This is a genomic window from Streptomyces sp. AgN23, assembly GCF_001598115.1.
Taxonomy (GTDB): Bacteria; Actinomycetota; Actinomycetes; order Streptomycetales; family Streptomycetaceae; genus Streptomyces; species Streptomyces antimycoticus.
The window spans coordinates 2,260,963-2,284,647 of record NZ_CP007153.1; the positions used below are offsets into that span (position 1 = coordinate 2,260,963).

Here is a 23,685-nt window from a genome sequence, read left to right on the forward strand (position 1 = left end):
GGGAGTCCGTACTCGTCGCGGTCATGCGGTGAGCGCTCCGGTACCCAGCAGGCCGAGGAGCAGCAGGCCGATGGCGATGCGGTAGACGACGAAGGCGTTGAAGGAGTGCTTGGCGACGAACTTCAGCAGCCAGGCGATCGAGGCGTAGGCAACCACGAACGAGACGGCGGTGCCCACCACGAGGGAGGCGGTGCCGACCCCGGCGCCGACCGCGTCCTTCAGCTCGTACAGGCCCGCGCCGGTCAGCGCCGGGATGCCGAGGAAGAAGGACAGTCGGGTGGCGGCCACCCGGTCCAGGTCGAGGATGAGCGCGGTGGACATGGTGGCGCCGGAGCGGGAGAAGCCGGGGAAGAGCAACGCGAGGATCTGCGAACAGCCCACCAGCATGGCGTCCTTGAAGCCCGTGTCGTCCTCGCCGCGCTTGTGGCGGCCCATCTGGTCGGCCACCCACATCGCACCGGACCCGAGGACGAGGGAGCCGGCGACCACCCACAGGGATGCGAGCGGGCCCTCGATGAGCGGTTTCGCGGCCAGGCCCACGATCACGATGGGGATGGTGGCGCAGATGACCCACCAGGCGAACTTGTAGTCGTGGTGGTACCGCTGTTCGCGGTGGGCGAGTCCGCGGCCCCAGGCGGAGACGATCCGCACGATGTCGTTGAAGAAGTACACCAGCACCGCGGCGATCGCGCCGACCTGGATGACGGCGGTGAAACCGACCACGGAGGTGTCGTCGACCGGGATGCCCATCAGCCCTTCGGTGATCTTCAGATGGCCGGTGGAGGAGACGGGGAGGAACTCCGTGATGCCTTCGACGATGCCGAGGATGGCCGCCTGGCCGATGCTGATGGCACTCATCTGGATCCGTTTCTGTGGTGGATGGAGCGGGCCGTGTTCCCGGGGGAAGGGCGCGGCGCGGTACGGCCGTGGGGAGTGGGGGGAGGGGTCAGCGGCGCAGGCGGCGCAGGGCCCGGCCCGCACGGTTGCGCCAGCGGGCCCCTCGGCGCTGCCAGGCGCGGGCGGAACGCGTGGCGGCGAGGTCGCCGAACAGTTCCTCGTAGGCGTGCGCGACATGGGCCGGGTCGAAGCGGCGGGCCGCGGCACGGGCGGCCTCGCCCATGCGGCGGCGGCCGGACTCGTCGGCGACCAGGTCGCCCAGCGCGGCGGCCAGTGCCTGTCGGTCGCCCATGGGGACCAGGCGGCCGTCGACGCCGTCGTTGATGATCTCGGCGGGGCCGAGCGGGCAGTCGGTCGCGACCACCGGTATGCCACAGCGCATCGCCTCGACCAGCGTCATGCCGAAGGACTCCGCGTCGGAGGCGGAGGCGACGATCGACGCCTTGGCGAACTCGGCCTCGATCGGGGACACCGCGCCCATCAGTGCCGCCCGGCCTCCAAGACCCTGCTCCTCGATCAGTCGCTGGAGCCGGTCCTTGTCGGCACCCGCGCCATAGACGCGCAGCGACCAGTCGGGGTGCTTGGCGGCGACGTCGGTGAATGCCTCGATGAGCAGGTCGAAGCGCTTGGCGCGCACCAGGCGCCCGGCCGCGGCGATGACGGGGGCGCTGCCGTCGGCGGGCGGCAGGCCCGGGTCGGGCACACCGTTGGGGACGGCCAGGATCCGCACGCCCGGCAGCCGCATCCTCGCCCGGTAGACGGCCGCGTCGGCGTCGGTCGTGGTGACCACGGCATCCAGGTCGCGGTAGTTTCGGGTGAGCTGGGCGCGCAACTTCTTGGTGTGCATGTCGTGGGTGAGGTGTTCCTGGGCGATGCGCAGCGCCCGGGGCGGGGCGAAGCGGGCCAGGTACACGTTGATGCCCGGCCGGGTGCCGATGATCACGTTTGCGTCGCAGCTGAGCAGGTACTCCCGCGCCCGCTGGTCGGTGAGGCGGCTGTACTGCCGGTACCGCTTCTCGGCGGTGGGGAAGACCTCGGCCGGCTGGTGCAGCAGCGGGTCGGCCGCGTCGGCGGCGTCCGCGCGTATGTCGACCAGGGGCACCACCGTCACCCGTGGATCGATGACGAACCGAGGGCGGGTGCGGTGGCGGAGCATCGACACGATCGTCACCTCGTGCCGGTCGGCGAGCGCGGCGGCGAGATTGAGCGTGGTGCGGATCGTGCCGCCGATCGCGTACACGTTGTGGATCAGCAAGGTGATCTTCACTTGGCGCTCCCCGCGGTGGGCTCTGCGGTGATGCGGCTCCGGCGGGACCTGAGGGCTCCCAGGGCCGGCGGGAGCAGGGAGCCGGCGACGATCACCGCGACCACGGGGAGCAGGTAGCGGTCGACGTTCGGGACGCTCGTGCCCAGGGCGTAACCGCCGAGCACCAGGCCCACCGTCCATACCGCGCCTCCGGCCACCTGCCACAGCGCGAAGGTGCGGGCGGGCACGCCGGCCATCCCGGCGAGCGGGTTGAGCACGGTCCGCAGGACCGGGATGAACCGGGCGAGCACGATCGCCCTGCCATGGCCATAGCGGGCGAACAGCACCTCCGCACGCCTCACACCGTCGATCAGGTGTCGGCTGCGGGTACGGGCCAGCAAGGCCCGCCCGGCGCGGCGGCCGATCAGGTAGCCGGTCTGGGCGCCGAGCAGCGCCCCGGCCGCGGCAGCGAGCAGCACACCGGGCAGCCACAGGTGGACGCCACCGCCCGAGGCCGTACACAGCAGGCCGGCGGTGAACAACAGGGAGTCACCGGGCAGGAAGAAACCGATCAGCAGCCCGGTCTCGGCGAACAGCACCAGGAAGAGGCCCGCCGTGCCAAACGCGGTCAGCAGCGGGGCGGCATCCAGCGGATTGAGGGCCAAAGGCACCGCAGGGTCCTTTCCGGCCGTGCGCGCCCAGGGCAAAGTTCTGACCGGGTATGAGCGCATGGCACACTTGGGAGACAGCAGCTTTTACACTGGTGTAGGAGTCCTACACGAGTGTAGGTGATGAGGGAAGGGAGGCCAACCGCATGGGCATCCGCACGCCAGGACACGGACCCAAGCGGCCCAACGGTGCACGCGAGGCCGAGATCCTCGAACTGCTGCAGCGGGCCGACGGCGCGCTGACCCCCCGCGAGGTCACCGAACGCCTCGGCGGCGAACTGGCCTACAACAGCGTGGTGACGATCCTCACCCGCATGCACACCAAGCAGCTGCTCACCCGCACCCCGCGCGGCCGGGCCTACGCCTACGCCCCCGTCACCGACGATCCCGGCTTCGCCGCCCGCCGCATGCGCTCGGTCCTGGAAGAGCGGTCCGACCGCCAGGACGTCCTCGCCCGCTTCGCCGACGAACTGTCCACCACCGACGCGGACCTGCTGCGCCAACTGCTCGACCCCGACCAGTAGGAAGAGGAAGAGGCCGCCCAGATGCGCATCGCCGTCTACATCCCGCTGCTGCTCTCCCTGCTCGCTCCCCACGGAGCACGACCCCTGGCGGAGCGATGCGAACCCCGCCTGGCGACCTGGCTGCTCACCGCCTCGGCCCTCGTACTGGGCACGGCAACCACCATCTCACTGGGGCTGCTGACCATCACCGGGCTGATCCGCTTCCCCCAGCTGGCCGACCTCGGCCACTGGTCGGCCCACACCGCGCAGCGCAGCGACCCCGCCGAACTGTCCGTCGCCCTGATCGCCGGACTGCTGCTCGGCGCCGCCGTCCTCATGGCCGCCCGCATGCTCTGGCGGCGCGCCCGCACCCTGGCCACCGCCGCCCTGGAAGCGGCCTGCATGCCCGCCGAAGACGGCCTGGTCGTGATCGAGGACGAAGCCCCCAACGCCTTCGCGATCCCCGGCCTGCCCGGCCGCGTCGTCGTCTCCACCGGCATGCTCCACACCCTGGACGAGACCGAGCGCCACATCCTGCTCGCGCACGAACGCGCCCACCTGGCGGCTCACCATTACGCCTTCGTCGCCCTGGCCCAGCTCGGCGCCGCCGCCAACCCCCTGCTACGCCCCCTCGCCACGGCCGTGACGTACACCATCGAACGGTGGGCCGACGAGATGGCGGCCACCGCCACCGGCGACCGCGAGCGGGTCGCCCGCACCGTCGGCAAGGCCGCCCTCGCCGCCCACCGCACCCCCGCCCGCACCCCGGGCGCCGCGCTGGCCATCCTCGGCCGCCGCACCCCACTCACCGCCGCCGGACCCGTGCCCCGCCGCGTCGCGGCCCTCCTCGCTCCCCCCTTCGGCCGCCACCCCCTCCTCGCCGCCACGACAGCCACGCTCCTCGCCGCCGCGGTCCTGTCCACCGCCGAAGCCGCCCACGACCTCCACCTCCTGCTGGAAACCGTTGGTGCCCGGTAGAGCAAGATGGGGGTCTCCCAGTCCGCGGAGCGTTCCGGCGTCCCGGCTAACTCTCCTATGCCGTGCTGCACGGCATCGGCGATGCCACCCATGAGGAGTAGGACATGGTCGGATGTGGCGTCGGTCCGCAACCTGCCGTCCCCGGCACCGGCCTCGATGCGGGAGGCGAGGCCGTCGGCGCATGGGTCGACTCCGGAGGCGATGACCGCGTTGAGCGCTGCGCACACACCGCTCTTGGCCGTGGCGTAGGCTCCCCATCCGGGTGGCCGGCACACCCGGCTTCCGCAGTACGTCAAAGGCCGTAGCGGGATCGTTCAGAGGCGTCATGGCTTTTCGCCTTCCCTGACGCCATGGCGCACGGCAAAGGGCCCCTCTACGCGAAGTGGCCGCTGGCGAAGTAAAGGCCGATTACGCTGAATACGTCGCGCCCCCACTGACCGCGAAACACCGGCTTGTCAGGCTCGGTCGAGACAGCTTGCCTCCGACGTCATGAATTCCATTCAGGCCGCAGCCCCCTCACTGGACGTAGCGAGACGCGTGCCGATCATGGAGTCGCGATTGACCAACTCCGTGAGCTGCTGGACCGAAAGAGTGTCGGTTCCAGCAGGGCGTTGCGGGATGACAACGTAACGAATCTCGGACGTGCTATCCCACACGCGAATCTCTTTCTCGGGCGGGACCTCGGTGCCGAACTCCTCGAGCACCTTGCGCGGTTCGAAAACCACACGGGATCGGTATTGGAGCGCCTTGAACCAGGCCGGCGGCAGGCCGAGAGCTGCCCAGGGGTAGCACGAGCACAAGGTGCATACCACGACGTTGTGCACCTGATCAGTGTTTTCGACGAACATTACATGGGCGCCCTCGAATCCCGTCATGCCGAGGTCAGCGAGCGTCCCGGTGCCGTCTTCGAGAAGCCGTGCCTTGAACTCCGGATCATCCCAGGCCCGGGCGATGACGGCGGCCCCATTCTTTGGGCCGATACGGTTTTCGTAGATGTCCACGATCTCGTCGAGAGCCTGCTGCACGATCAGACCCTTCTCCACGAGAAGAGACTGGATGGCTTTGATACGCAGTGCCGCGTACGGCGGCGGTTCCGTGCAGCCGTCGCTACGGGCCATTTCTTCCATCATCGTTCACTTCCCTGGATATCGACTGCCACGACGATTCCCACACTGAGCCTTCTGTCGTGGAGATGGGATCCGGCGATGCCGGACTACGGAAGGTGTGACGCGCCAACAGCCGTGACCCGCGTGATCGAACGCGGTTCGCGCCACACCATCTGGAGGTTGCCGAGAAGCCGGTAGGCTCGCAGCGCAGCTTCGTTGTCGACCAGTTCGGTCATGGCCCGGTACTCTCCGATGGTGCCCACGAACTTGTTGAGCACACCGTTTTCCTGCCATGCCTCCCCGTCCACGGCGGTGTGGCGGGGCAGGAAGTTGCGCTGGAGGCAGCGCCGGGTTGCCCGGTCTATCACCTCGGCGTCGAGGTCGGGAAACTCCCGCTGTGCCACATGCACTGCCTCATCCGGAAACGCGTGGGCGTATTGGCATGCCTTTTCCAGTGCGGTGACCACGGCTCCGTGCCGTTCGGGATCGGCCTGGATGACTGCACGGCGAGTGGCGAGCGCGGAAAGCAGGTAGGGCCCGAAGAACCGGGAGAAGTCGAATATCTCATGCAGTCCGGCGGAGACCGCGATGTCCGCCTGCGGAGGAAACGCGAGGCACAGGTCGGCTTTCCCGGCGAGTACCGGTTCCGGCTCGGTCCCGATCGGAACCTGCAACACTCGAGGTGCCTGTGCCGGATCGGCTTCGTAGAGGAACTTCAGGAATCGCAACAGGGACCATTGTGAATCCGGCTGTGGTTGCGTGCAGACGGTCCGTCCGTTGATCGTTTCGGTGATGAAGGTCCGGGGGTCCTCGGTCGCCTGGATGGACTCGTCGCGTGCCAGTGCCAGAATGGCCTGCCCGTTGCAGAGCGTTCCCACGACGACCGCGTCCCCGACGCCCTGCTCGTGTGCTCGCATCGTGAACACCGGGTCGTGCACGGAATAGTCCGCGAGGCCGCTCTCCACTGCCGACCATGCCTCGGTACCGCCGCCCGCCTTGGTGATCTCGACGGTCAGTCCCTCATCCTCGAAGAAGCCGACATCGTGAGCGATGTAGAGCGGCAGGTACAGCAGGGAGTGGAATGCCTCGGCGATGCGCACGACGCCGTCCCGCGCACCGTCCACGGCCGGTTCCGTGTACTGCGCCCGAGGCGCGCTGGGCTCGGCATCCGCCTGGTCTGTGCCCGCGAACAGGGACGCGATAGACACAGCCGGCAGGCCGAGCATGATCGCCTCGGCGATGAACGCCTTGCGGGTCAGATCGCCACGCTGATAGCGCTCGACCAGCCCGTCAAGCTTGCGCCCGGTGGTGACCGGGAGCTGGCGGCGGCGGAGCAGGCCACGGACCCGGTCACGCATATCGTCCTCGGCCGGCTCCGCCGCGGGCCCGTGTCCGCGCCGGAACATCTGGTCCGCCTGCTGCCGGTCCAGGACGGCGATGGGCCGCAGCAGGATCGTCCCGTCGCTCTGCGGTACGACTTCGACGACGTCGCCTTCCTGGAGCTCGGACGCGCGCCGGACCTGGATCGGCAAGGTCAGCTGGCCGTTGCTGCGGATATGGGCGGTCTCCGGGCGATCCACGGTGCCTCGCTCTCCTGAGATCTCAAGTCGCCTGAGATTTCAGATAGCATGCGGGCGGCCGGGTGCCCTGTCAAGACTTCAGACCGCCCCCTCCGTCAGCCGCCGGACTCAGCGATCAGGCTGGTGGCGGCCTGCGCTGCCTGGCGGGCACAGGCGTCGGTAAAGGCGGCCATGGTTTCCGCCATCGCGGCGTCCCCATGGTCACGACGCCGGCGCAGCGCCTCCTCCGTATCTGCGGAAGCTCTGCCGCCCATCGCCGCTCGAGCTCGTCGAACGCGGCCCGGACGACGGGCTGCCGTTCGGTGAAGTTCGCACCCCGCTCGTCGCCCCTCACTCGGCGCGTCGGCCGCGGCCACCAGACGTCCCGTACGGGCGACCACGAGGCCCGCAGCAGGTCCTGCCACAGATCCTCGATGTGTTCGCAGCCCACGCTGAGCCGCGGGAGCCCCGGCGCTACGTGTTCCTGACCGGGATGCTCCGTCCCGCGCTCGATCGTGGACTCCACACCGCCGAGACCGGTGTCCAACGCGATGACCCGCACCGCGTCGCAGGCGGCGTCGGCAACGGCCGCGTCCGCGTCCGCGAATTCGAAGCTCAGAACCGCGCCGAACCCGTTCATCTGACGGGCCGCCATCATGTGGCCCGGATCGCCGGGCAGCCCCGGGTGGTGAACCTGGGCCACTGCGGTATGCGAGCCTGCGGCCGCCTCGTGGCCGGGCCAGGAGGCCCCTCCAGGGGGAGGTCATTTGCGCAGGTGTTCCAGCAAGTTCCTCTCAGCGTGCTTGAGGTGCTCCAGGCCCACTTCGCCAGCTTTGGGGACGTCGCCGTCGCGAATGGCTGTGATGATCGTCTGGTGTTCTTCGGCGATCTCTGCTGGGGCGAGGAGGTGCGCGTTCTGCACTTGGGCGAGACAGAGCCGGATTTCATTCATGATCACGCTGTGCCCGCGGGAGATGCGGTCGCTCTCCAGGCCGTCGATCAGCGCCCGGTGGAAGGCGACATCCGCTTGTACGAGGGCCGCCACGTTCGAACCTTTCGCACACTCGCCGAACGCCTCATGAGCCGTCAAGGCTTCCGGGGGCAGCAGCCGCTCGTCGGCCAGCAGTTCGTAGGCCCGCACTTCTATCACCCCGCGGGCGAAGTACAGGTCCCGTACGCGCGCCTCATCGAGCATCGGAACGCGGGCGCTCTTGTGCGCGGTGCGTTCCAGCAAGCCTTCGCCGACCAGCCGCTCGATCGCGCCCTTCGCGGTCTGCCTTGCGACCTTGTACTCCGCGGCGACCGATGCCTCCGTCACCGCCATGCCGACGCTGATCTCGTCCGCGAGTATCCGCTCACGCAGTGACGTCACGAGGGCGTCGCCGACGGACTGGGTTACGAGCTCGATCGGCATGCGCGTCCTTCGCGTCGTGGGTGAGAGCCGGGGTTCACAGAGTATCCGCTGAGCGCTAGACAAGCCGACAAATGGGTGAGATAACTTGACGAACAATTTTCGGGAGGAGCGTCTCTATGCAGGTAGACGCCGTCCGGCGCGTCGTCCTCGCCCCGGATAAGTTCAAAGGAACCGTGTCGGCCCAGCGTCTCGTCGAGGTCATGGCGGCAGTGATCGCGGAGCAGGCCCCCGCTGCGGCCGTGTCGCGGCTGCCCGTCGCCGACGGCGGCGACGGCAGCGTGGCGGCCGCGCTGTCCGCAGGCTGGAGAGCCGTCTCGGTGCCGGCGTCCGACTCCTGGGGCGCACATGTGCAGGCGCCTGTCGCCAGGCTCGGCGGCCGGGCGATCGTCGAGGTGGCGTCCGTCTGCGGCCTCGGTGCGCGGCGCCCCGACCCGTCCGAGGCGGCCACGGCCACGACGTACGGCGTCGGCCAGGTCGTAGCCGCCCTCCTGGACGACGGGGTCGAGGAGATCACCCTCGCGCTCGGTGGCACTGCCGCCACCGACGGTGGTACCGGCCTGCTGTGCGCGCTCGGCGCCGAACTGCATGACGCACAGGCGAACCGGCTGGTGCCGGGCGGTGCCGCACTGCTCGAGCTCGCGACCGTCCGTACCACGGGTCTCCATCCCGGCCTGCGGAACGCCCGGCTGGTTCTGGCGTGTGACGTCGACACGCCCATGGTGGGATCCGACGGCTCGGCCGAGATGTTCGCCCGGCAGAAGGGCGCGGACGACGACATGATCCGCCGGCTCTCCGCCGGGCTGGCACATGCGGCGGACATTCTGGAGAGCGCCTTCGGCAACCGGGGGGCGGCCCGGCGGCCGGGCTCCGGGGCCGCGGGCGGCCTCGCATGGGCCGGGCTCCTGCTCGGCGGACACCTGCGTTCCGGCTCGGAGGTGTTCCTCGATCTACTGGGAGCGGGGAACGAGATCCGGGGGGCGGACCTCGTCATCACCGGCGAGGGCTGCCTCGATCCGCAGAGCCTGCGGGGCAAGGCCCCCGTGAGCATCGCCCGGCTCGCCCGGACATTCGGGGTGAAGACCGTCGCGATCGTAGGAAGCGACCGCCTGCCTGCCACGGCGGACAAGGGGACGCTCTTCGCGGACACCATCGCGCTCGACCGCATCGATCCCGCCTGCGCCAACGACCCCGAGCTGACCTGCCGCCTGGTGGGGCAGGCCACTCGCGCCCTCATCCAAACCCACCTGGGACTCAGGACCGCCCACAGCAATGGAGCCCGCACGTGACGACTCGCCCCTGGAGCTGCGACACCATCGTCGCGCTCCCCGACTCCACCCGCCGCCGAGCGGTCCTCTTCGGCAAGAACAGCGACCGCCCCGCCGGGGAGGCCCAGCCGCTGCGCCGGTACCCGGCCCGGCCCGCGGGCGGTCCCCTGCGCCTCGCCTATCTCACCATCGAGGACGCACCCGCCTACGCACATATCGGCTCGAGCCCCTTCTGGTGCTGGGGATACGAAATGGGCGTGAACGAGCACCGCGTGGCCATCGGCAACGAGGCCGTCTTCAGCCGCGTCTGGGCGGACGCCGTCGCGAGGGAGAAGGCAGGCGACCCGCAGGAGCCGGGCATCCTCGGCATGGAACTCGTCCGCCTCGGGCTGGAACGCGGCAGCACCGCACGAGAAGCGCTGGACATCATCACGGACCTGCTGGAGCGCTACGGTCAGTGGGGCTCGGCCATGGTCGGCACACCCCACGCCGAAGGCTCCTACGACAACGCCTTCGTCATCGCCGATCCGCGGGAAGCCTGGGTACTGGAGACGATCGGACGCGACTGGGCGGCCCGCCGCATCACCAGCGGTGTCGCGTCGTTCAGCAACGAGCTGTCCATCCGCACGGACGCGGACCTCACCAGTTCCGGTCTGCGCACAGCGGCGACACGGGTGGGCTGGCCGTCCACCCAGCCGCTGGACGTGGCGGACGCCTTCACCGACCCGGGCACGCCGCTACAGGTGTCGCGCATTCGTCGCCGCCGCTCCCACCAGCTCCTCACCGACGAGGCGGTCACAGGAGTCGGCCTGCACGCCATGAAGGGCGTCCTGCGCGATCATCTGGAGGACACCTTCCTCGGCGGTCCCTCCTTCGACGCCGCGCGCCCGGACTTCCACACACTCTGCATGCACGAGCACCCGTCCGGTTTCACCTGGGGCAACACCGCGGCCTCACTGATCGTCGAACTGCACGACGAACCCGGCCCCCTCACCCTCTGGTGGTGCCCCGTCACCCCCTGTACGGGTGTCTACCTTCCTATCCCGCTGGACATCGAGAACCTGCCCGAGGGGCTGACCCAGCCCGTCCCCGGGCTCTCATCGGACCCCCGTGATCATCGTCAGCCCTCGCACGACCCGCTCGCGGTCTGGTGGCAGTGGCACCACCTGCTCGACGCCGCGAAAGATCCCCAGGCACGGAGCTTCGCCGCCCGTGCCGAGCGTCTGCGCGTCTCCTTCGACGACCTCGAAGCACGGTGGGAAAAGACACTCCCCTCCCCCGCCGACGGCCCGGAAGCCCAGGCTGCGTTCGCCCGCACCTGTCTGGACGAAGCCCGCGCCACGGCCACCGCGCTCGCCCATGAGTTCGGCACCGATCCCACCATCGCCCTCGACAGCCGTTGGGCCGCACCGACCGCCTGACTGCGCTCCGCCGAAACACCGCCCGCACCACTGGGAGAACCACCCATGTCCATCAGAGAGTCCTTCCGCGGCCCCGAAGCCTCCATCGACGACCAGATCGAGAGCTTCGCCGTCGATCGCGTTCCCGACAACAAGCGCTGGCCGATCCCCGCCATCAGCCTCGTGCTGCTGGGCAACGCCACCGCCATGTTCTTCTTCTCCTTCGGCGCCCAGCAGACCTTCCTCGTGGGCTGGCCGGCGATGCTGCTGCCGATCAGCTACTTCTTCATCGGCGCCATCCTCATCGGCTCCCTGACCATGCGGATGGCCAGCCGCGAAGGTCTCTCCCAGAGCCTGATATCCCGCGGTCTCGGCTTCGGAAGCCGAGGAGCCGCACTGACCTCGTTCATCTACGCGGTCAACTTCGTCTACTACTTCCTCTTCGAGGGGACGATCGTCTCCCACGCGATCGCCTACTACTTCCACATCCCCATCGACTCCCTCGCCGGCATCGGGATCTTCGCCCTCATCGGTCTCCTCACGATCGGCTTCGTCTGGCGCGGCATGTACGCCATGTCGACGCTTCAGAAATGGGGCTTCCCGATCTTCGTCGGGCTGCTTGCCTGGGCACTGATCTCCCTTGGCTCCCACCACGAGGTCGCCGGCCTCAGTCAGTGGAACTCCACCGCGACCGGCGGTGGAGCCGCGCTGTGGACCGCGATGAGCTTCGCCAACGGGCAGATGATCTTCCAGGGGCTGATGGCCACCGACTACGGACGCTTCGCCAGCACCAAGATCCGCTACCGCGGCACAGCGACCATCATGCTGCTCGAACTCATCCCCATGTTCGTCATCATCTTCCTCGGCGCCATGCTCGGTGCGTCTCTCGTCGGCTCCTTCGGCGAGGCGAAGGCACAGGACCCCGGATTCGTCTTCGTCCACCTGATGGGGCTGCTCGGCGTCGTCTTCGTCGTCATCACCCAGATCCGCATCAACGTCATGAACCTGTACGGCGGTTCCATCACCTTGTCCAGCGGCTTCGACGTCGTCGCGGGGTTCCGTCCCGGACGCCCCTGGTGGATGTTCGGAGTGTGGCTGTTCGGCGTCATCTTCTACGCCACGAACGTCATCAACCACCTCGGCACGTTCCTGGCCGTCACCGGTGTCCTCACCAACACCTGGGTGCTCATCATCCTCGCCGACTACTTCATCTGCCGACGCTGGCTCAAGCTCGGCCGAGCCGAGGGCATCGAATTCCGCGAGGACGACGTGCGGGAGTGGAACCCCTGCGGCCTGCTCTCCCTCGGCCTCGCCGTGTTCGTCGGCGCCCTCGGCATCCTCGGCCTCTACCCGGTGGCGTACGCGTCGTTCATCTCGATGTTCCTCGGACCCATCGTCCACGTCATCCTCACCAAGACGACGAAGGGACGCTTCTACACACCCGCCCACGCCGCCGCCGACCGAATCCCGTCCACAGCGGCCTCAGGGAACTGACACCGGGTGCAGGACCATCCATGCTCACTGAAATGCGAGCGCAACGGCGGCCGGCCGGGCCTGGCCTGGCCGGTGCCTGTCGCCATTTCCAGCGCATCAGACGGCGGTGCCAGGTCAGCAGGGTGCCCGGGGTAACCAGCCGATGGCGGCGTAAGGCAGGTGGCGGGTACTGGGCGAGAGCGGAGAGCACGGCACGGTCAGCCCATGAAAGCCATGGCCGCTCGACCTGCCGACGCAGTACAGCGGCCTCATGCCGAAGGGCAAGGATCTCGGCGTTCTTCGCGGCGGCCGACCGGCCCAACAAGAGGAGGCAGCCCAGCAGTCGGCAGAAGATCAGGCAGAGCAGTCGCAGACCCACGATCACTGATCACGCCCATACTCGGGCGATCACAAAGCCCCAGGTCAACCACCGTACGGCAATAAAGATACCCTTCAGGCGTCCAGGCCCCCGTTGGTGCCCTGCACGATGAGTTCGCGGATGAACTCCGCCGGCGCGGCGAAAACGTGGAACACCAGGCGCCCGCCCGGCGTGGTGGTGTCGAGCGCCTCGTGTAGCGAGGTGAAGCCGACGCCGCGCTTGCGCAGGCCGGAGACGATCGCGATGAGGTCCTGGATCGAGCGACCGAGCCGGTCCAGGGACGGGACAACGAGGGTGTCTACTCCTTCGCGGAGATAGTCGAGCGCCTTCCACAGATCCTCGTCGGCGTTCTTGCCGGACTTCTTGTCGGCGAAGATCCGGATGCAGCCCGCTTCGGTGAGTGCGTGGATCTGCCGGTCGAGCAACTGTCCCTTCGTCGATAAGCGGGCGTACCCCACGAGGGCGCCGGTCCGTATGGCGGGGACAGGGGTGAGGAGATCGGCGGTGTCGTCATCGGAAGGTGTCTGCACCCGCGAGATCGTTCAGACGAGGGTACTGCTCAAGTTCTCGTGCATGCAGACTTTCTGACACCGTCTTACGAGCATGATCCGGCGCCGGTCCGGCCGCGAACCCCCGTTAACCGATCTTGCTCATCAATCGGTCGGTTGATGAACGCTGGCGCCCTCCGCCCGCCCCCTCCAGTGGGAGAGGCTGCGCTGGGCGGTGAGTGTGTGGGGATGGTCCGGGCCCAGCACGCGCCGCGTGTGCTCCAGCAAGTCGGCGAATGCCGCCGCGGCTCCGACCGCATCGCCCGCCCGTCCGCGCCACTGGGCGAGATTGCCGCGTGTGGCGAGGGTGTGGGGGTGGTCCGGGCCCAGCACGCGCAGCAGATGCTTCAGCAGCTCGGCGAGTGCCGCCACGGCTCCGTCCACGTCGCCCGCCTGGCCCCGCCACCGGGCGAGATTGCTGTGTGCGGCGAGGGTGTGAGGGTGGTCCGGGCCCAGTACGCGCCGCGTGTGCTCCAGCTGCGCGGTGAATGCCGCTGCGGCTGTGGCCTCGTGCCCCGTCTCCCCAAGCCACGAGGCGAGAGTGCCGTGCAGGGCGAGGTCTGCGGGGTCTGGGCCCAGGATCCGCAGCCGCTCCATGAGCAGTTCGGCGAATACCTTTACGGATCCCGTCGCGTCCCCCGCCGCCGCCAGCCAGGAGAAGAGGTCCTGTCGGGTGTCCAGGACGTCCGGATGATCCGGGCCCAGGATCCGCAGCCGGTCGCCGAGCAGTTCGGCGAGTGCGGTCGCGGCTCCGGCCGCGTCCCCCGCCTTTCCCCGCCAGACCGCGAGATTGTTCCGGACAGTCAAGGTCTCCGGATGGTCCGGGCCCAGGATCCGCCGGATGTCCACCTCCAGTTCGGCCAAGGCGGCGGCGGCTTTGGCCGCGTTCCCCGCCTCTCCCCAGGAACGGGCGAGGAGGCCCCGGGTGGTCAGGGTGTGAGGGTTGTCCGGACCCACGACCCTTTCGAAGTCGTCGAGCAGCGTGGCCAGGGCGGTGGCGGCTTCGGCGGGATCACCCACCTTGCCCCGCAGCGTGGCGAGGCTGCCGCGGATGGTCAGGGTGTAAAGGTGGTCCGGACCGAGAACCTGTTCGACTTCGCCGAGCAACTCGGCGAAGTCGGCGACGGCTCCGGCCGGATCCCCTGCCTCTGCCCGCCAGTGAGCAAGGTGGTCCCGTGCGTTCAGAGTGGCGAGGTGCTGGGGGCCGAGGCGGTTTCTTGTCTCGGTGGCCAGGTGCTGGAAGTGGTCGCGGGCCGCCGCGGCCTGGCCGGAATGACCGAGGCTCCGGCCGCTCCGGAAGAGCGCGAGGTGCACGCCGCCGTCCTGGTACACGGCGTCTTCGGCGTGGCGGGTGAGGGCGTCGGTGTTGGCGCGCAGGGCCTGGGCGAGGGCGGTGTCGCGTTCGATGTCGGGCCAGGCGTCGATGAGGGCGTTCGCGGCGGCGCGCGCGGCTCGGCCGCGCTGGTCGGAAGGGAGGTTGTCGCGGGTGGCGCGTTGGATGAGCTGATGGATGCGGACGGTCTGGTGGGGAGTGCCGGGGGTGTGGTCGATCAGGTTGAGATGGTGCAGGGCCCGCAGGGCTTTGATGGCGTCCTCGGCGGTGACCGGGTCGGGTTCCCGCTCGCCGGGGGTGCGGTGGGTGGTGAGGTGGGCCAGGGCGGCATCGCTGGTCAGAACGGTTTCCGGGATGCCGTTGGGGTCGAGCATCGCGGCGAGCTGGAGCATGGGCTGAGCGAGGCCGGCGGTGCGCAGCCGGTCGGCGCGTTCGATGGACAGTGACCAGGTGGCCGCGACGGTGGTGGCCTGGTCGGGAGGCAGCGCACTGGGCTCGGGCAGCAGGTCGGCGAGCTTCCTGCGCTGATCCGCCAGCAGCCGGCGGTAATCGGCGCAGGAGATGTCGGCGTCGATGATGTAGGCGGCGGCTTGGGCCAGAGCGAGGGGCAGGTGTCCCAGGTCCGCGGCGAGGCCGTTGATCTGGTCGGTTGGCCCGTGGCGATGGCGCTCGGCGAGTACGGCGGTGAGGTACCCGGCGGCTTTCTTCGGGGTGAACAAGCCCACCGGGATCAGGCATCGGCCTGCTCCGGTCAGGGCGGTCTCGCGGCGGCGCGTGGTGACCAGGACACGGCCGTGCGGGCTGGCGGGAGGCCACCAGCCGGGCTTATCAGGACGATCGCCGCGCAGATCGGCAGGATCTGCGACGTCGTCCAGTACGACCAGCCACCGGCACGGCTGCTGTCCGGCCTTGGGCTCCAGCCAGGACAGGAACGCCCGCGCGGTCTGCTCGGGGGCGCTGGGGTCCTCCGCGAGCACCTCGATGCCGGCCTGCGCGTATCCGGCGATGATGGCCTGGCGGCTGCTCGCGCTGATCCACACCAGCACGTCGACCTCGCCGCTGTCCAGGGCGGTGCGGGCGTATTCGGCGGCCAGCTGGGTCTTGCCCACTCCGCCGGTCCCCACCAGTACCTGGCCGAGCGCTGCCGTGCCCCCGCTGCCGGACGCCGCCCGCAACTGGTCGACCTCGTCCCGGCGCTGGAAGGACGAGGCACGAGACGGGATCCCGCCGACCAGGTGCGGCCAGGCGGCCGGGGTGCGGGACGAGGAGGCGTGATGATGGACTTGCCCGGCGTAGCCGACGGCGACGCTGCCGTGGTCGGCGAAGACGCGGCTGATGTCGTAAGTCGGCGCGGCCGAGGCGGTACCGGGTGCGCTCAGTCCTGGTGCGCGCCCGGCTGGGAAGGGTCTCCCAGGGTCACATTCCCCATGGTCACAGCGGCGGCGGACCTGCGGTCGGCCCGGATGTCCACGTTTCCGCCCACGGCAAGTCCACTCTGGCCCGCCGACACGCTGCGGTGGGAGGTCTGTTGGGCCTGCAGGGTGCGCAGCTCATCCACGACCCGGGCTCGCTCGACGTCCTCCAGACTTTCCAGCAGGGCCTCGATCCGCCCCTGCCACGCCGCCTCATGACGAATACGCACCCGCTCCACCTCGGTCGGCCGAACCGCCTCCAACTCGCCCGCGGTCTGATCGAGGCGCTCCAGCTCGGCGTGCTCGCGCTGCGGATTGCCCCGGCCGAACCAACGGGCCACCTGCTGGCGCATCTCTGTCCATGCGTCGGTACCTGCGGCCTGCACCACCGCGGTGCCTCCCGCCGCAGCCAGCGCGGTCATTGCCTCCGACAGCATCCTCGCCCTTCCCCCTGAGAGATCAGTCCGGAACTGGGGCACGCACCACACCAGTGCCGTCAGTACATCACTCCATCAGACACGCACTGCCATTGTCCCTGGTTCCGTCAAGAGAGCGGCCGTGAGTCCCAGCGCGGCGAATCGGTTCCGCCAGGTCCGCACGGTGTCCAGGTGTAATCCGGTCTCACGGGCGATGCGCGCGTTGGAGCGCCCACGCGCCGCGTGCAGGACCACCTGAGCCCGCATACGCAGCCGGTGCTCGGTCTTTGGACCGTAGGCCATCCTCTTCAGCCGCTCGCGCTCGGCGGGGGTCGGGGCTATCGCACGGGCCGGGGCAACAGACAAGACAGGCAGGCCAATCCGCAGAAGTGGTTTTTTGCCGCCCGCATTCTGGGAAGCCCTGCCTGTCGCACCCCTGCACCCCTGCACCCCTGCACCCCTGCACCCCGCCGGATCGTCCGTCAGCGGTTGACCTCGAGGTTGATCAGGAGGAGCAGGGCGCGCCGTGGCCGGTGCGCACGTGGGCACAGACCCCGGTCACAGCCCCGCCCGGGAGGACATGCCGCCGCTGCTCGCCGCCGCATGCCCGGGACCGCCGAACTTGGTGTACGGGCTGTCAGTCGGTGCGGTAGCCAGCCATGATCGAGGCCGGGTAGCGGCTGCCTGCGGAGCCCTGGGGGAGGACCTCCCGGATACGGGCCAGGTCGGCCTCGGTGAGTTCTACGTCGGTGGCGCCGACGTTCTCCTCCAGACGTGTGGCGCTGCGGGTGCCCGGGATCGGGATGACGTCCTCGCCCTGGGCGAGCAGCCAGGCCAGGGCAAGCTGGGCGGGGGTGCTGCCCTTGGTGGCGGCAAGCTTTCGGAGCCGCTCGGCGGCGTTCAGGTTGTAGGCGTAGTTCTCGCCCTGCCAGCGCTCGTCCCAGCGGCGCATGTCGCCCTCGGGGTACTCGTCAGCGGGCTTGACCACGCCGGAGAGGAAGCCGCGGCCGAGCGGCGAGTACGGTACCAGGCCGATCCCCAACTCTCGCAGGACCGGCAGGATCTCGTCCTCTACTTCGCGTTCGAAGACCGAGTACTCGTACTGAAGGGCTGTGACCGGGGTGACGGCGTGGGCGCGGCGGATGTACTGCGGGCCGACGTTACTCAGGCCGAAGTACTGCACCTTGCCCTCGGCGATCAGGTCACCGACAGTGCCGGCGACCTCCTCGGCCGGTACGTCGGGGTCGGAGATGTGCTGGTAGAAGAGGTCGATGCGGTCGGTCTGGAGGTAGCGCAGGCTGTTCTCGGCGACCTTGCGGATGTTCTCCGGGCGGCTGTTGACGCCGCTCCCCGGCGTCTTGCTGGTCATGTCGAAGCCGAACTTGGTGGCCAGGATGACCTCGTCGCGGAAGTCCTTGACTGCGCTGCCGAGCAGCGTCTCGTTGCTGCCGGTGCCCTGGCCGTACACCTCGGCGGTGTCGAAGAAGTCGACTCCGAGTTCGTGGGCGCGGCGGATGGTGGAGATGCCGTCCTCGTCGTTCGAGGGGCCGTAGGCCAGGGACATCCCCATCATGCCCAGTCCGAGCGCGGAGACGCGCAGTCCCTGCTGTCCCAGGGTGCGGTACTGCATGAGATCGCTCCTCGTGTCATGTCGGCAGCCCGTAGCTGACCAAACCAAACTGTTCGGTGTGAACCTACGCCCGTCTGGAGTGCAACGCAAAACCGAACGGTTCGGTCGCCTATCCTGGACTCATGCCTCGCTCCACCAACCCTGGCCAGACCCCGGACGCCGCCATCGCGGGCGAGTCCGCCGACTCCACGCGTCAGCGGATCGTCGCCGCAGCCAAGGAGGAGTTCGCCCGGCACGGGATCGCCGGCGCCCGCGTGGACCGCATCGCCAAACAGGCCAGGACGAGCAAGGAACGTGTCTACGCCTACTTCCGCAGCAAGGAAGCCCTTTACGCGCACGTCGCCGAACGCGAGACGACCGCACTCATCGAGGCCACTCAGCTGGACCCGGCCGACCTGCCCGGTTATGCCGGCATCCTCTTCGACCACTTCACGGCACGTCCGGACCACTACCGCCTGATCATGTGGGGCCGCCTGGAGCTGGCCGAGCCCGCAGACAACACCACCAGCGCCCTCCAGGCCACGATCGCCGGCAAGCTCGACCAACTCCGCGACGCACAGCGCATCGGGCTGCTCGACCCGGCCTGGGACCCGGTCGACGTCCTCGCCCTGATCAACCAGATCGCCATGACCTGGGCAGGTCAGCCCGAAATCGCCGCCGCTGCCGCAGACCAGGCCGTGGACCCCACCATCGCCGCCCGCCGCGCCGCACTGGTGGCCGCCGTCGAGCGCATGTTCCCTCGCTCGGACTGAGAACAACGCCCAAACCGTTTGGTTTGACGCACACCTCCGGGTGTGTCCGTTGAAGGTGACCTGGTGGACGAACGCGCGGTCCGCTGGCGCGGGAGTGATGACGTCGAGCCCGCGGCCGGCCAGGCGGTCGGTGATGGCCGTGGCCATCCGGATTGGCGGTAGCAGCCCTCGTCAACGGCCGCCGACCTCGCCGAGATCGTGCGGATCTACGGCATCCGCAACTGGATCGAGCAGAGCTACAAGCAGGTCAAGGACGAACTGGGCTGGGCCGACTTCCAGGTCCGCACCGACCGTGCCATCCGCCGCCACCGGACCCTGGTCAACTGCGCGTTCTCCTTCTGCTGGGAAGCCGGACCGCCGTCGACGCCCGCCAACCGGTCGACCCGGCCAGAGAGGGGCCACCCGAACGCACCACCCGGCACGCCGGCCCCAGGCCCCACGTACCGTCCGCAGTTGGCTGACCCCCACCATCATGCTGCAACGCTGGTGGAAAGCCTGGTCCAAGCACGCCCCACCAGCAGAGTTACAGAACCTGATCAACGCAGTCAGTACCGGCCGACCACTCAGCCGTTACCTCCACCTCCCACTCCCGCCTTAACAAACCACCGCTAGCTGCAGATGGCGATCACGGCGTCAAGTTCCACCAGTGCGCCTTGAGGCAGCACGTGGGCCGACAAGGCGGTTCGAGCGTGACGGCCCGCGTCGCCCAGGACGTCGAGCAACAGCCGCGAAGCCCCATCAATCACCGACGGCTGGTCCACGAAGGTGGCTGAACTCGTGGCCCAAGCATTGAGCTTCAGTATCTGCTGCACATTGTCGAGGCCGACCGCGTCGTCTATGCGCGCCAGGAGATTGAGCGCAGCGGTTCTCGCAGCGGTCACTCCGTCGGCCAAAGTGGCATTGTCTCCCAAGCAGCCCTGCAGGGTCTCGCCTGAGGCGGTCCGTGAGATTTGGCCGGACACGTAAAGCAGATCGCCCCATCGGACGGTCGCCTCGTACGCGTAGCGGGGCGCACCGAGCACCGGAAGTTCGATGGATAGCGCCTTGAGGCGCTCCTGCACGTCAGTCATGTTGCATCCCAGTTCAACAAGTCGGACAAGCGACACGATCCCGCGTTCCGTGCAGCCCGCTGAATCGGCTCTCTGCGAACGAAGTGGCTGTTGGGCAGTTCAGCCGTCATCGCTTGCTCAGGATGTAGGTGCGGTCGCGTCCGATGTACCAGAGATCCTCGGTGCCGATCGCCGCGTTCTCGTAGCGCCAGGGGATCTCGGCGGCGCCGTACGAACCGACCCCGAGGACGTGCTTGTAGCCGGGCCGGAGCTCGTTGGCGAATGACTCCTGCTTGCCCATGAGGTGGCCGACGTTGCGCTTGCGGTACTCGGTGTTGAAGTCGACGTCCGTCCCGAGCATGCCGATCTGGACCATCCGGTCCAGGTGCGGCGCCAGGTAGCGCAAGGTCCCCTCATGCACGTCCTCGCACACCACACCGGGCTTGAGCTGCCCGATGATGCCCTCGCGCACCACGTCGAAGAAGAAGGTGTACGCCTCCTTCGCGGCCGCGGTGCGGGGCAGCGAGCGAGCCATGTCGGAGGTGGCTACGTTGACCCCGTCGAACACGATGCGCACTCCGGCGTCGAGCTGGATGCACGTCGTCTCGTCGTTGATCGGGTAGTCGACCGGCGGGCCAGGGAAGAGCATTCGGTTCGACGAGTGGAGGTTGGTGAAGTACGGCTCGATGCCGAAGGGGATCTCGTTCACCGTGCGGAACTCGGCGATCTTCTTGAGGTACACCGCGTTGATGTCGAGTTCGGTGAACGAGCGGCCGGCGTCGAGGCCCTCCTCCGCCCAGGCCAGCGCCTCCTCGATGGCGAACACGCTCGCCCGCGCGGCGACGACCTGGAAGGCGAGGTCCTCGTGATCACGGATGTCCCGCCAGTGGCCGAGGTCCGCCGAGACCGGAACCAGTTCCGCTCCCTCGCTCTCGAGTTCACGGGCCAGGCCGACGCTGATCCACTCGTCCTCGACCCCGGTCCGTACGCCGCCGGCCAGAGCCCGGACGGCGGCGCCGATGGACGGGAACTGGCCGATGGCCGCCCCGGAGACCCCGGAGGTTCCCCCGGGCGCCAGCACGATCAGCTTGTCCGAACCGGCCAGCCACAGGCCGACCGCGCCATCCGGCTGTGCGAACCCGGTCGCTTCGGTGAAGTTGGGGGGCGCGGCGAGGAGCAGCGCGTCGAGGGAGCGGTCCCCGACGAGCGTTTTCAGCGACGAGAACCGGCTGTCCTGGTCGGCGGTGAACTCGTCCGCCAGTCCGGAGAGGTGTTCGACGTTCTCGATGAGCCGCCGTGCAGTGCGGACGCCCGTCTCGCGCCACGCCGCGAACCTCGTCAGGACCTCCTCGAGGTCGAGTTCGTAGGCGGTGACGGGGGTGGGGTCCTGGTCGGCGACGACGAGTTCGACGGAGCCGGACAGGGCGCGGTAGTGGCTGTAGACGACATCGGCGGCCAGCCTCACCGCGGCGCCGCCGGCGAGTTCCTGCACCAGGCTCGTCAGGGACATCGAGGCGGGAGTGTCGGCGACGACCCGGGGGTCGATCGTGACCCAGGGAGCGTAGAACCTGATCTGGTCCTTCGGGACTCCGGCGGAGAGGGCGTTGCCCTGCTCCTGCTGGCGCACGAGCAGGTACTGGCCCTTGTCGGTCTGTGCGATCAACGGTGCGACGAGCGGGTAGGAGTCGAGGCGGATCGCGGAGAACAGGAGGCTCTTGCGTGCGTTGAGTCCGTAGGTTGCTTCGACTTGCGAGGCGTCTGCGGTGAGGCTCAGCATGGGTGCGGTGCTCCTATGATGTCGATTTCGGTGTCGGCGTCCGGGCCGGCTGCGGTCAGCTGATTCCGGTCACGACTCCGATGTGGGATTCGATTTCGGTTGTGTAGTCGGAGAAGGCAGCGGAGAACCGGTGCTCCTTGCCTCGGGGCCGCGGGAAGTCGATCGCGATGTCGGCGACGATCCGGCCGGGGCGGTCGCCGACGACGACCACCCGGTCGCCGAGCCAGACCGCCTCGGAGATGCTGTGGGTCACGAACAGGACGCTGCACCCCGTGGTCTGCCAGATGCGCTGGATCTCGAAGTTCATCGAATCGCGGGTCATGGCGTCGAGCGCGCCGAACGGCTCGTCCATGAGCAGCAGTTCGGGGCGGGAGACCAGCGCGCGGCAGATGGCCACCCGTTGCTGCATCCCGCCGCTGAGCTCGTAGGAGTAGTGCTTGGCCTTGCTGCCCAGCCCCACCATCTCGAGCAGTTCCTGGGCGTAGTGGCGTGACTCGTCGGTGCGCGTGCCGCGGAACTCCAGGGGCAGGAGCACGTTGTCGATGTTGTTGCGCCACGGCAGGAGCACGGGGCTCTGGAACACCATCGCGATGTCCTCGATCCCGTCGCGGATCGGCCGCCCCTTGACCAGGATTTCGCCCTCGGTGGGCTCCTGGAGGCCGGAGATCGTCTTGAGTAGTGTGGTCTTCCCGCTGCCGGACTGTCCGACGATCGAGACGAACTGGCCCGGCTTCACATGGAAATCCAGCCCCTTGAGCACCGTGTTGCCTTGGCCGTCCCGGGATCGGTAGGTCTTTCCCACGTTGTTGACCGAGATGGCGTACTCGTTGTTCATGTGACTCTCCGTCCGGCCGTCACGGCGCCTGGATGGTCTCGTTGGAGTGCAGGGGCTCGAGGTAGGAGTTGCTGTACACGTCCTTGGGCGTGAGGTTGCTCCCCGGGTTCAGGCCGAGGAACTGGCGGGCGACGTCGATCGTCTTCTGGACGCCGGCGTCGTCCATGACACCGAACCGGTTCGCCGACTTACCGGTGCCCCAGTTGAGTCCGCACTGTGCGCGGATCGCGAGGGTGATGGTCTTGGCCTCGTAGCCCGAGACCTCTTTCTGGAAATCCTTCGCGGCGTCGGCCGGGTGCCGGCACGCCCACAGATAGCCCTTCTGCATCGCCCGGTTGAACCGCCGCACCTGCTCGGGATCGTTTTTGAGCTTCTCGTCGGAGACGACGATCCCGTTGCCGTAGAGGTTGATGCCCAAGTCGGACCACTTCAGTACGAATGCCTTCCGGCCGAGTGCGTCAATGGCCGGCTGGTCGGAGACGTACAGGGCGAGGTTGGCGTCCCACTGACCGGCCAGCAGGCCGGGGATCTTCGATGCGCTCGCGGCGGAGACGACGTTGACATCGCCCTCCTTGAGCCCCAGCTTGTGCATCGCGAACGGCCACATCGCGGCCATCGCACCACCGCCCTCGGTGGCGACCGTCTTGCCCCGGAGGTCGGACCACCCCTTGATTCCGGTGCCCGCGAGCCCGACGACCGCGTAGGCGGACCTGGCCTGAAGAAGGTTGACCTGCTTGACCTTGGCGCCCCTGCCCTGGGCGGTGACCGTGGCGCCGAAGTCCGCCCAGCCGGCGTCGACCTTGCCGGTGACGACGGAGGTGACCGTGTTGGTCGAACCAGACCCCGGCATGACCGTGAGGTCGAGACCTTCCGCCTTGAAGAAGCCCCGCTCGACGGCCGAGATGAACAGAGCGTGCTTCGGCAGGTATCCCACGTCGAGCATGAGGGTCATCGAATTCTTGCCGCCGTTGCTCACGCAGCCCGACACGGACATGAGGAGCACCGCCCCGGCGATCGCGGCGATCCTGCGGATCGAGTTACGCAT

Annotated in this window: 23 protein-coding genes; 7 read left to right on the forward strand and 16 right to left on the reverse strand. The window is 68.6% G+C overall.

The window, feature by feature from the left end:
- Positions 1 to 21 precede the first annotated feature (21 nt).
- From AS97_RS09745 to AS97_RS09755, 3 genes are all read right to left on the reverse strand, one after another.
- Positions 22 to 858, reverse strand: a complete 837-nt coding sequence (locus AS97_RS09745) for an undecaprenyl-diphosphate phosphatase (protein WP_059147495.1) — start codon at positions 856 to 858, stop codon at positions 22 to 24.
- An 88-nt stretch (positions 859 to 946) separates the two neighbouring features.
- A complete protein-coding gene (locus tag AS97_RS09750) occupies positions 947 to 2,164 on the reverse strand; it encodes a glycosyltransferase family 4 protein (RefSeq protein WP_210564715.1) in 1,218 nt (405 codons plus the stop codon).
- Positions 2,161 to 2,814, reverse strand: coding sequence for a DedA family protein (locus AS97_RS09755; protein ID WP_247204302.1), 654 nt, complete (start codon positions 2,812 to 2,814; stop codon positions 2,161 to 2,163). Before AS97_RS09755 ends, AS97_RS09750 begins: the two co-directional genes overlap by 4 nt.
- Before the next feature lie 143 nt (positions 2,815 to 2,957).
- Between AS97_RS09755 and AS97_RS09760 the strand changes: the two genes are divergently transcribed.
- Both AS97_RS09760 and AS97_RS48520 read left to right on the forward strand, forming a co-directional pair.
- Entirely contained in the window at positions 2,958 to 3,335 is a 378-nt protein-coding gene (locus tag AS97_RS09760; RefSeq protein ID WP_059147492.1) for a BlaI/MecI/CopY family transcriptional regulator, read from the forward strand.
- 21 nt (positions 3,336 to 3,356) lie between these two features.
- Positions 3,357 to 4,292, forward strand: coding sequence for a M56 family metallopeptidase (locus AS97_RS48520; protein WP_210564716.1), 936 nt, complete (start codon positions 3,357 to 3,359; stop codon positions 4,290 to 4,292).
- A gap of 500 nt (positions 4,293 to 4,792) precedes the next feature.
- Here AS97_RS48520 and nthA read toward each other — a convergent pair whose 3' ends face one another.
- The 4 genes from nthA to AS97_RS09785 form a co-directional block, all read right to left on the reverse strand.
- Positions 4,793 to 5,422 (reverse strand): nitrile hydratase subunit alpha, encoded by a 630-nt coding sequence (nthA, locus tag AS97_RS09770; RefSeq protein WP_247204303.1) that lies wholly within the window; start codon positions 5,420 to 5,422, stop codon positions 4,793 to 4,795.
- Positions 5,423 to 5,505: 83 nt separating this feature from the next.
- On the reverse strand, positions 5,506 to 6,978 hold the full coding sequence (locus AS97_RS09775) for an ABC transporter substrate-binding protein (protein WP_059147484.1): 1,473 nt from the start codon (positions 6,976 to 6,978) through the stop codon (positions 5,506 to 5,508).
- 115 nt (positions 6,979 to 7,093) lie between these two features.
- A complete protein-coding gene (locus tag AS97_RS09780; protein WP_210564717.1) occupies positions 7,094 to 7,660 on the reverse strand; it encodes a PLP-dependent transferase in 567 nt (188 codons plus the stop codon).
- Positions 7,661 to 7,720: 60 nt separating this feature from the next.
- The gene (locus tag AS97_RS09785; protein WP_059147482.1) at positions 7,721 to 8,371 is read right to left on the reverse strand and encodes a GntR family transcriptional regulator; all 651 of its coding nucleotides are present in this window, start codon (positions 8,369 to 8,371) and stop codon (positions 7,721 to 7,723) included.
- A gap of 116 nt (positions 8,372 to 8,487) precedes the next feature.
- Here AS97_RS09785 and AS97_RS09790 point away from each other — a divergent pair, with 116 nt between their 5' ends.
- Genes AS97_RS09790 through AS97_RS09800 form a run of 3 tightly spaced genes read left to right on the forward strand, consistent with a single transcriptional unit; the run spans position 8,488 to position 12,530 of the window.
- Positions 8,488 to 9,657: a glycerate kinase gene (locus AS97_RS09790; protein ID WP_210564718.1), complete on the forward strand. Its 1,170-nt coding sequence runs from the start codon at positions 8,488 to 8,490 to the stop codon at positions 9,655 to 9,657.
- Entirely contained in the window at positions 9,654 to 11,057 is a 1,404-nt protein-coding gene (locus tag AS97_RS09795; RefSeq protein WP_210564719.1) for a C69 family dipeptidase, read from the forward strand. The genes AS97_RS09790 and AS97_RS09795 overlap by 4 nt, the downstream gene beginning before the upstream one ends.
- Positions 11,058 to 11,102: 45 nt before the next feature.
- Complete coding sequence (locus tag AS97_RS09800; protein WP_059147479.1) at positions 11,103 to 12,530, forward strand: hypothetical protein; 1,428 nt, start codon at positions 11,103 to 11,105, stop codon at positions 12,528 to 12,530.
- Positions 12,531 to 12,962: 432 nt separating this feature from the next.
- Here the strand turns inward: AS97_RS09800 and AS97_RS09805 are convergent, their stop codons facing one another.
- Entirely contained in the window at positions 12,963 to 13,418 is a 456-nt protein-coding gene (locus AS97_RS09805) for a recombinase family protein (RefSeq protein ID WP_247204304.1), read from the reverse strand.
- A gap of 123 nt (positions 13,419 to 13,541) precedes the next feature.
- On the reverse strand, positions 13,542 to 15,878 hold the full coding sequence (locus tag AS97_RS09810; protein WP_247204305.1) for a tetratricopeptide repeat protein: 2,337 nt from the start codon (positions 15,876 to 15,878) through the stop codon (positions 13,542 to 13,544).
- A 37-nt stretch (positions 15,879 to 15,915) separates the two neighbouring features.
- Here AS97_RS09810 and AS97_RS48525 point away from each other — a divergent pair, with 37 nt between their 5' ends.
- Positions 15,916 to 16,044 carry a hypothetical protein gene (locus AS97_RS48525; RefSeq protein ID WP_282615679.1) on the forward strand — a complete coding sequence of 43 codons (129 nt, stop codon included), beginning with the start codon at positions 15,916 to 15,918 and terminating at the stop codon, positions 16,042 to 16,044.
- Between the two features lie 100 nt (positions 16,045 to 16,144).
- Here AS97_RS48525 and AS97_RS09815 read toward each other — a convergent pair whose 3' ends face one another.
- The 3 genes from AS97_RS09815 to AS97_RS09825 form a co-directional block, all read right to left on the reverse strand.
- Positions 16,145 to 16,618, reverse strand: coding sequence for a hypothetical protein (locus tag AS97_RS09815; protein ID WP_059147478.1), 474 nt, complete (start codon positions 16,616 to 16,618; stop codon positions 16,145 to 16,147).
- Between the two features lie 75 nt (positions 16,619 to 16,693).
- On the reverse strand, positions 16,694 to 16,900 hold the full coding sequence (locus AS97_RS09820; protein ID WP_338069226.1) for a helix-turn-helix domain-containing protein: 207 nt from the start codon (positions 16,898 to 16,900) through the stop codon (positions 16,694 to 16,696).
- 334 nt (positions 16,901 to 17,234) lie between these two features.
- Positions 17,235 to 18,227, reverse strand: a complete 993-nt coding sequence (locus AS97_RS09825) for an aldo/keto reductase (RefSeq protein WP_125758148.1) — start codon at positions 18,225 to 18,227, stop codon at positions 17,235 to 17,237.
- 122 nt (positions 18,228 to 18,349) lie between these two features.
- On the opposite strand from AS97_RS09825, the gene AS97_RS09830 reads away from it, so the two are divergent.
- Positions 18,350 to 18,979 carry a TetR family transcriptional regulator gene (locus tag AS97_RS09830; RefSeq protein WP_059147476.1) on the forward strand — a complete coding sequence of 210 codons (630 nt, stop codon included), beginning with the start codon at positions 18,350 to 18,352 and terminating at the stop codon, positions 18,977 to 18,979.
- Between the two features lie 608 nt (positions 18,980 to 19,587).
- On the opposite strand, the gene AS97_RS09835 is transcribed toward AS97_RS09830, so the two are convergent.
- From AS97_RS09835 to AS97_RS09850, 4 genes are all read right to left on the reverse strand, one after another.
- The gene (locus tag AS97_RS09835; protein ID WP_059147475.1) at positions 19,588 to 20,049 is read right to left on the reverse strand and encodes a RidA family protein; all 462 of its coding nucleotides are present in this window, start codon (positions 20,047 to 20,049) and stop codon (positions 19,588 to 19,590) included.
- A 106-nt stretch (positions 20,050 to 20,155) separates the two neighbouring features.
- Positions 20,156 to 21,805, reverse strand: a complete 1,650-nt coding sequence (locus AS97_RS09840) for a M24 family metallopeptidase (RefSeq protein WP_059147474.1) — start codon at positions 21,803 to 21,805, stop codon at positions 20,156 to 20,158.
- A 55-nt stretch (positions 21,806 to 21,860) separates the two neighbouring features.
- Positions 21,861 to 22,640 (reverse strand): ABC transporter ATP-binding protein, encoded by a 780-nt coding sequence (locus AS97_RS09845; RefSeq protein ID WP_059147473.1) that lies wholly within the window; start codon positions 22,638 to 22,640, stop codon positions 21,861 to 21,863.
- A 19-nt stretch (positions 22,641 to 22,659) separates the two neighbouring features.
- Positions 22,660 to 23,685 carry an ABC transporter substrate-binding protein gene (locus AS97_RS09850; RefSeq protein WP_059147472.1) on the reverse strand — a complete coding sequence of 342 codons (1,026 nt, stop codon included), beginning with the start codon at positions 23,683 to 23,685 and terminating at the stop codon, positions 22,660 to 22,662.

Bases quoted from the DNA above. Each gene is read 5' to 3' on its own strand.
- AS97_RS09745 (WP_059147495.1), bottom strand. From the start codon at position 858: ATGAGTGCCATCAGCATCGGCCAGGCGGCCATCCTCGGCATCGTCGAA.
- AS97_RS09760 (WP_059147492.1), top strand. From the start codon at position 2,958: ATGGGCATCCGCACGCCAGGACACGGACCCAAGCGGCCCAACGGTGCA.
- AS97_RS48520 (WP_210564716.1), top strand. From the start codon at position 3,357: ATGCGCATCGCCGTCTACATCCCGCTGCTGCTCTCCCTGCTCGCTCCC.
- nthA (WP_247204303.1), bottom strand. From the start codon at position 5,422: ATGATGGAAGAAATGGCCCGTAGCGACGGCTGCACGGAACCGCCGCCG.
- AS97_RS09785 (WP_059147482.1), bottom strand. From the start codon at position 8,371: ATGCCGATCGAGCTCGTAACCCAGTCCGTCGGCGACGCCCTCGTGACG.
- AS97_RS09790 (WP_210564718.1), top strand. From the start codon at position 8,488: ATGCAGGTAGACGCCGTCCGGCGCGTCGTCCTCGCCCCGGATAAGTTC.
- AS97_RS09800 (WP_059147479.1), top strand. From the start codon at position 11,103: ATGTCCATCAGAGAGTCCTTCCGCGGCCCCGAAGCCTCCATCGACGAC.
- AS97_RS09815 (WP_059147478.1), bottom strand. From the start codon at position 16,618: ATGCTGTCGGAGGCAATGACCGCGCTGGCTGCGGCGGGAGGCACCGCG.
- AS97_RS09820 (WP_338069226.1), bottom strand. From the start codon at position 16,900: ATGGCCTACGGTCCAAAGACCGAGCACCGGCTGCGTATGCGGGCTCAG.
- AS97_RS09825 (WP_125758148.1), bottom strand. From the start codon at position 18,227: ATGCAGTACCGCACCCTGGGACAGCAGGGACTGCGCGTCTCCGCGCTC.
- AS97_RS09830 (WP_059147476.1), top strand. From the start codon at position 18,350: ATGCCTCGCTCCACCAACCCTGGCCAGACCCCGGACGCCGCCATCGCG.
- AS97_RS09835 (WP_059147475.1), bottom strand. From the start codon at position 20,049: ATGACTGACGTGCAGGAGCGCCTCAAGGCGCTATCCATCGAACTTCCG.
- AS97_RS09840 (WP_059147474.1), bottom strand. From the start codon at position 21,805: ATGCTGAGCCTCACCGCAGACGCCTCGCAAGTCGAAGCAACCTACGGA.
- AS97_RS09845 (WP_059147473.1), bottom strand. From the start codon at position 22,640: ATGAACAACGAGTACGCCATCTCGGTCAACAACGTGGGAAAGACCTAC.
- AS97_RS09850 (WP_059147472.1), bottom strand. From the start codon at position 23,685: ATGCGTAACTCGATCCGCAGGATCGCCGCGATCGCCGGGGCGGTGCTC.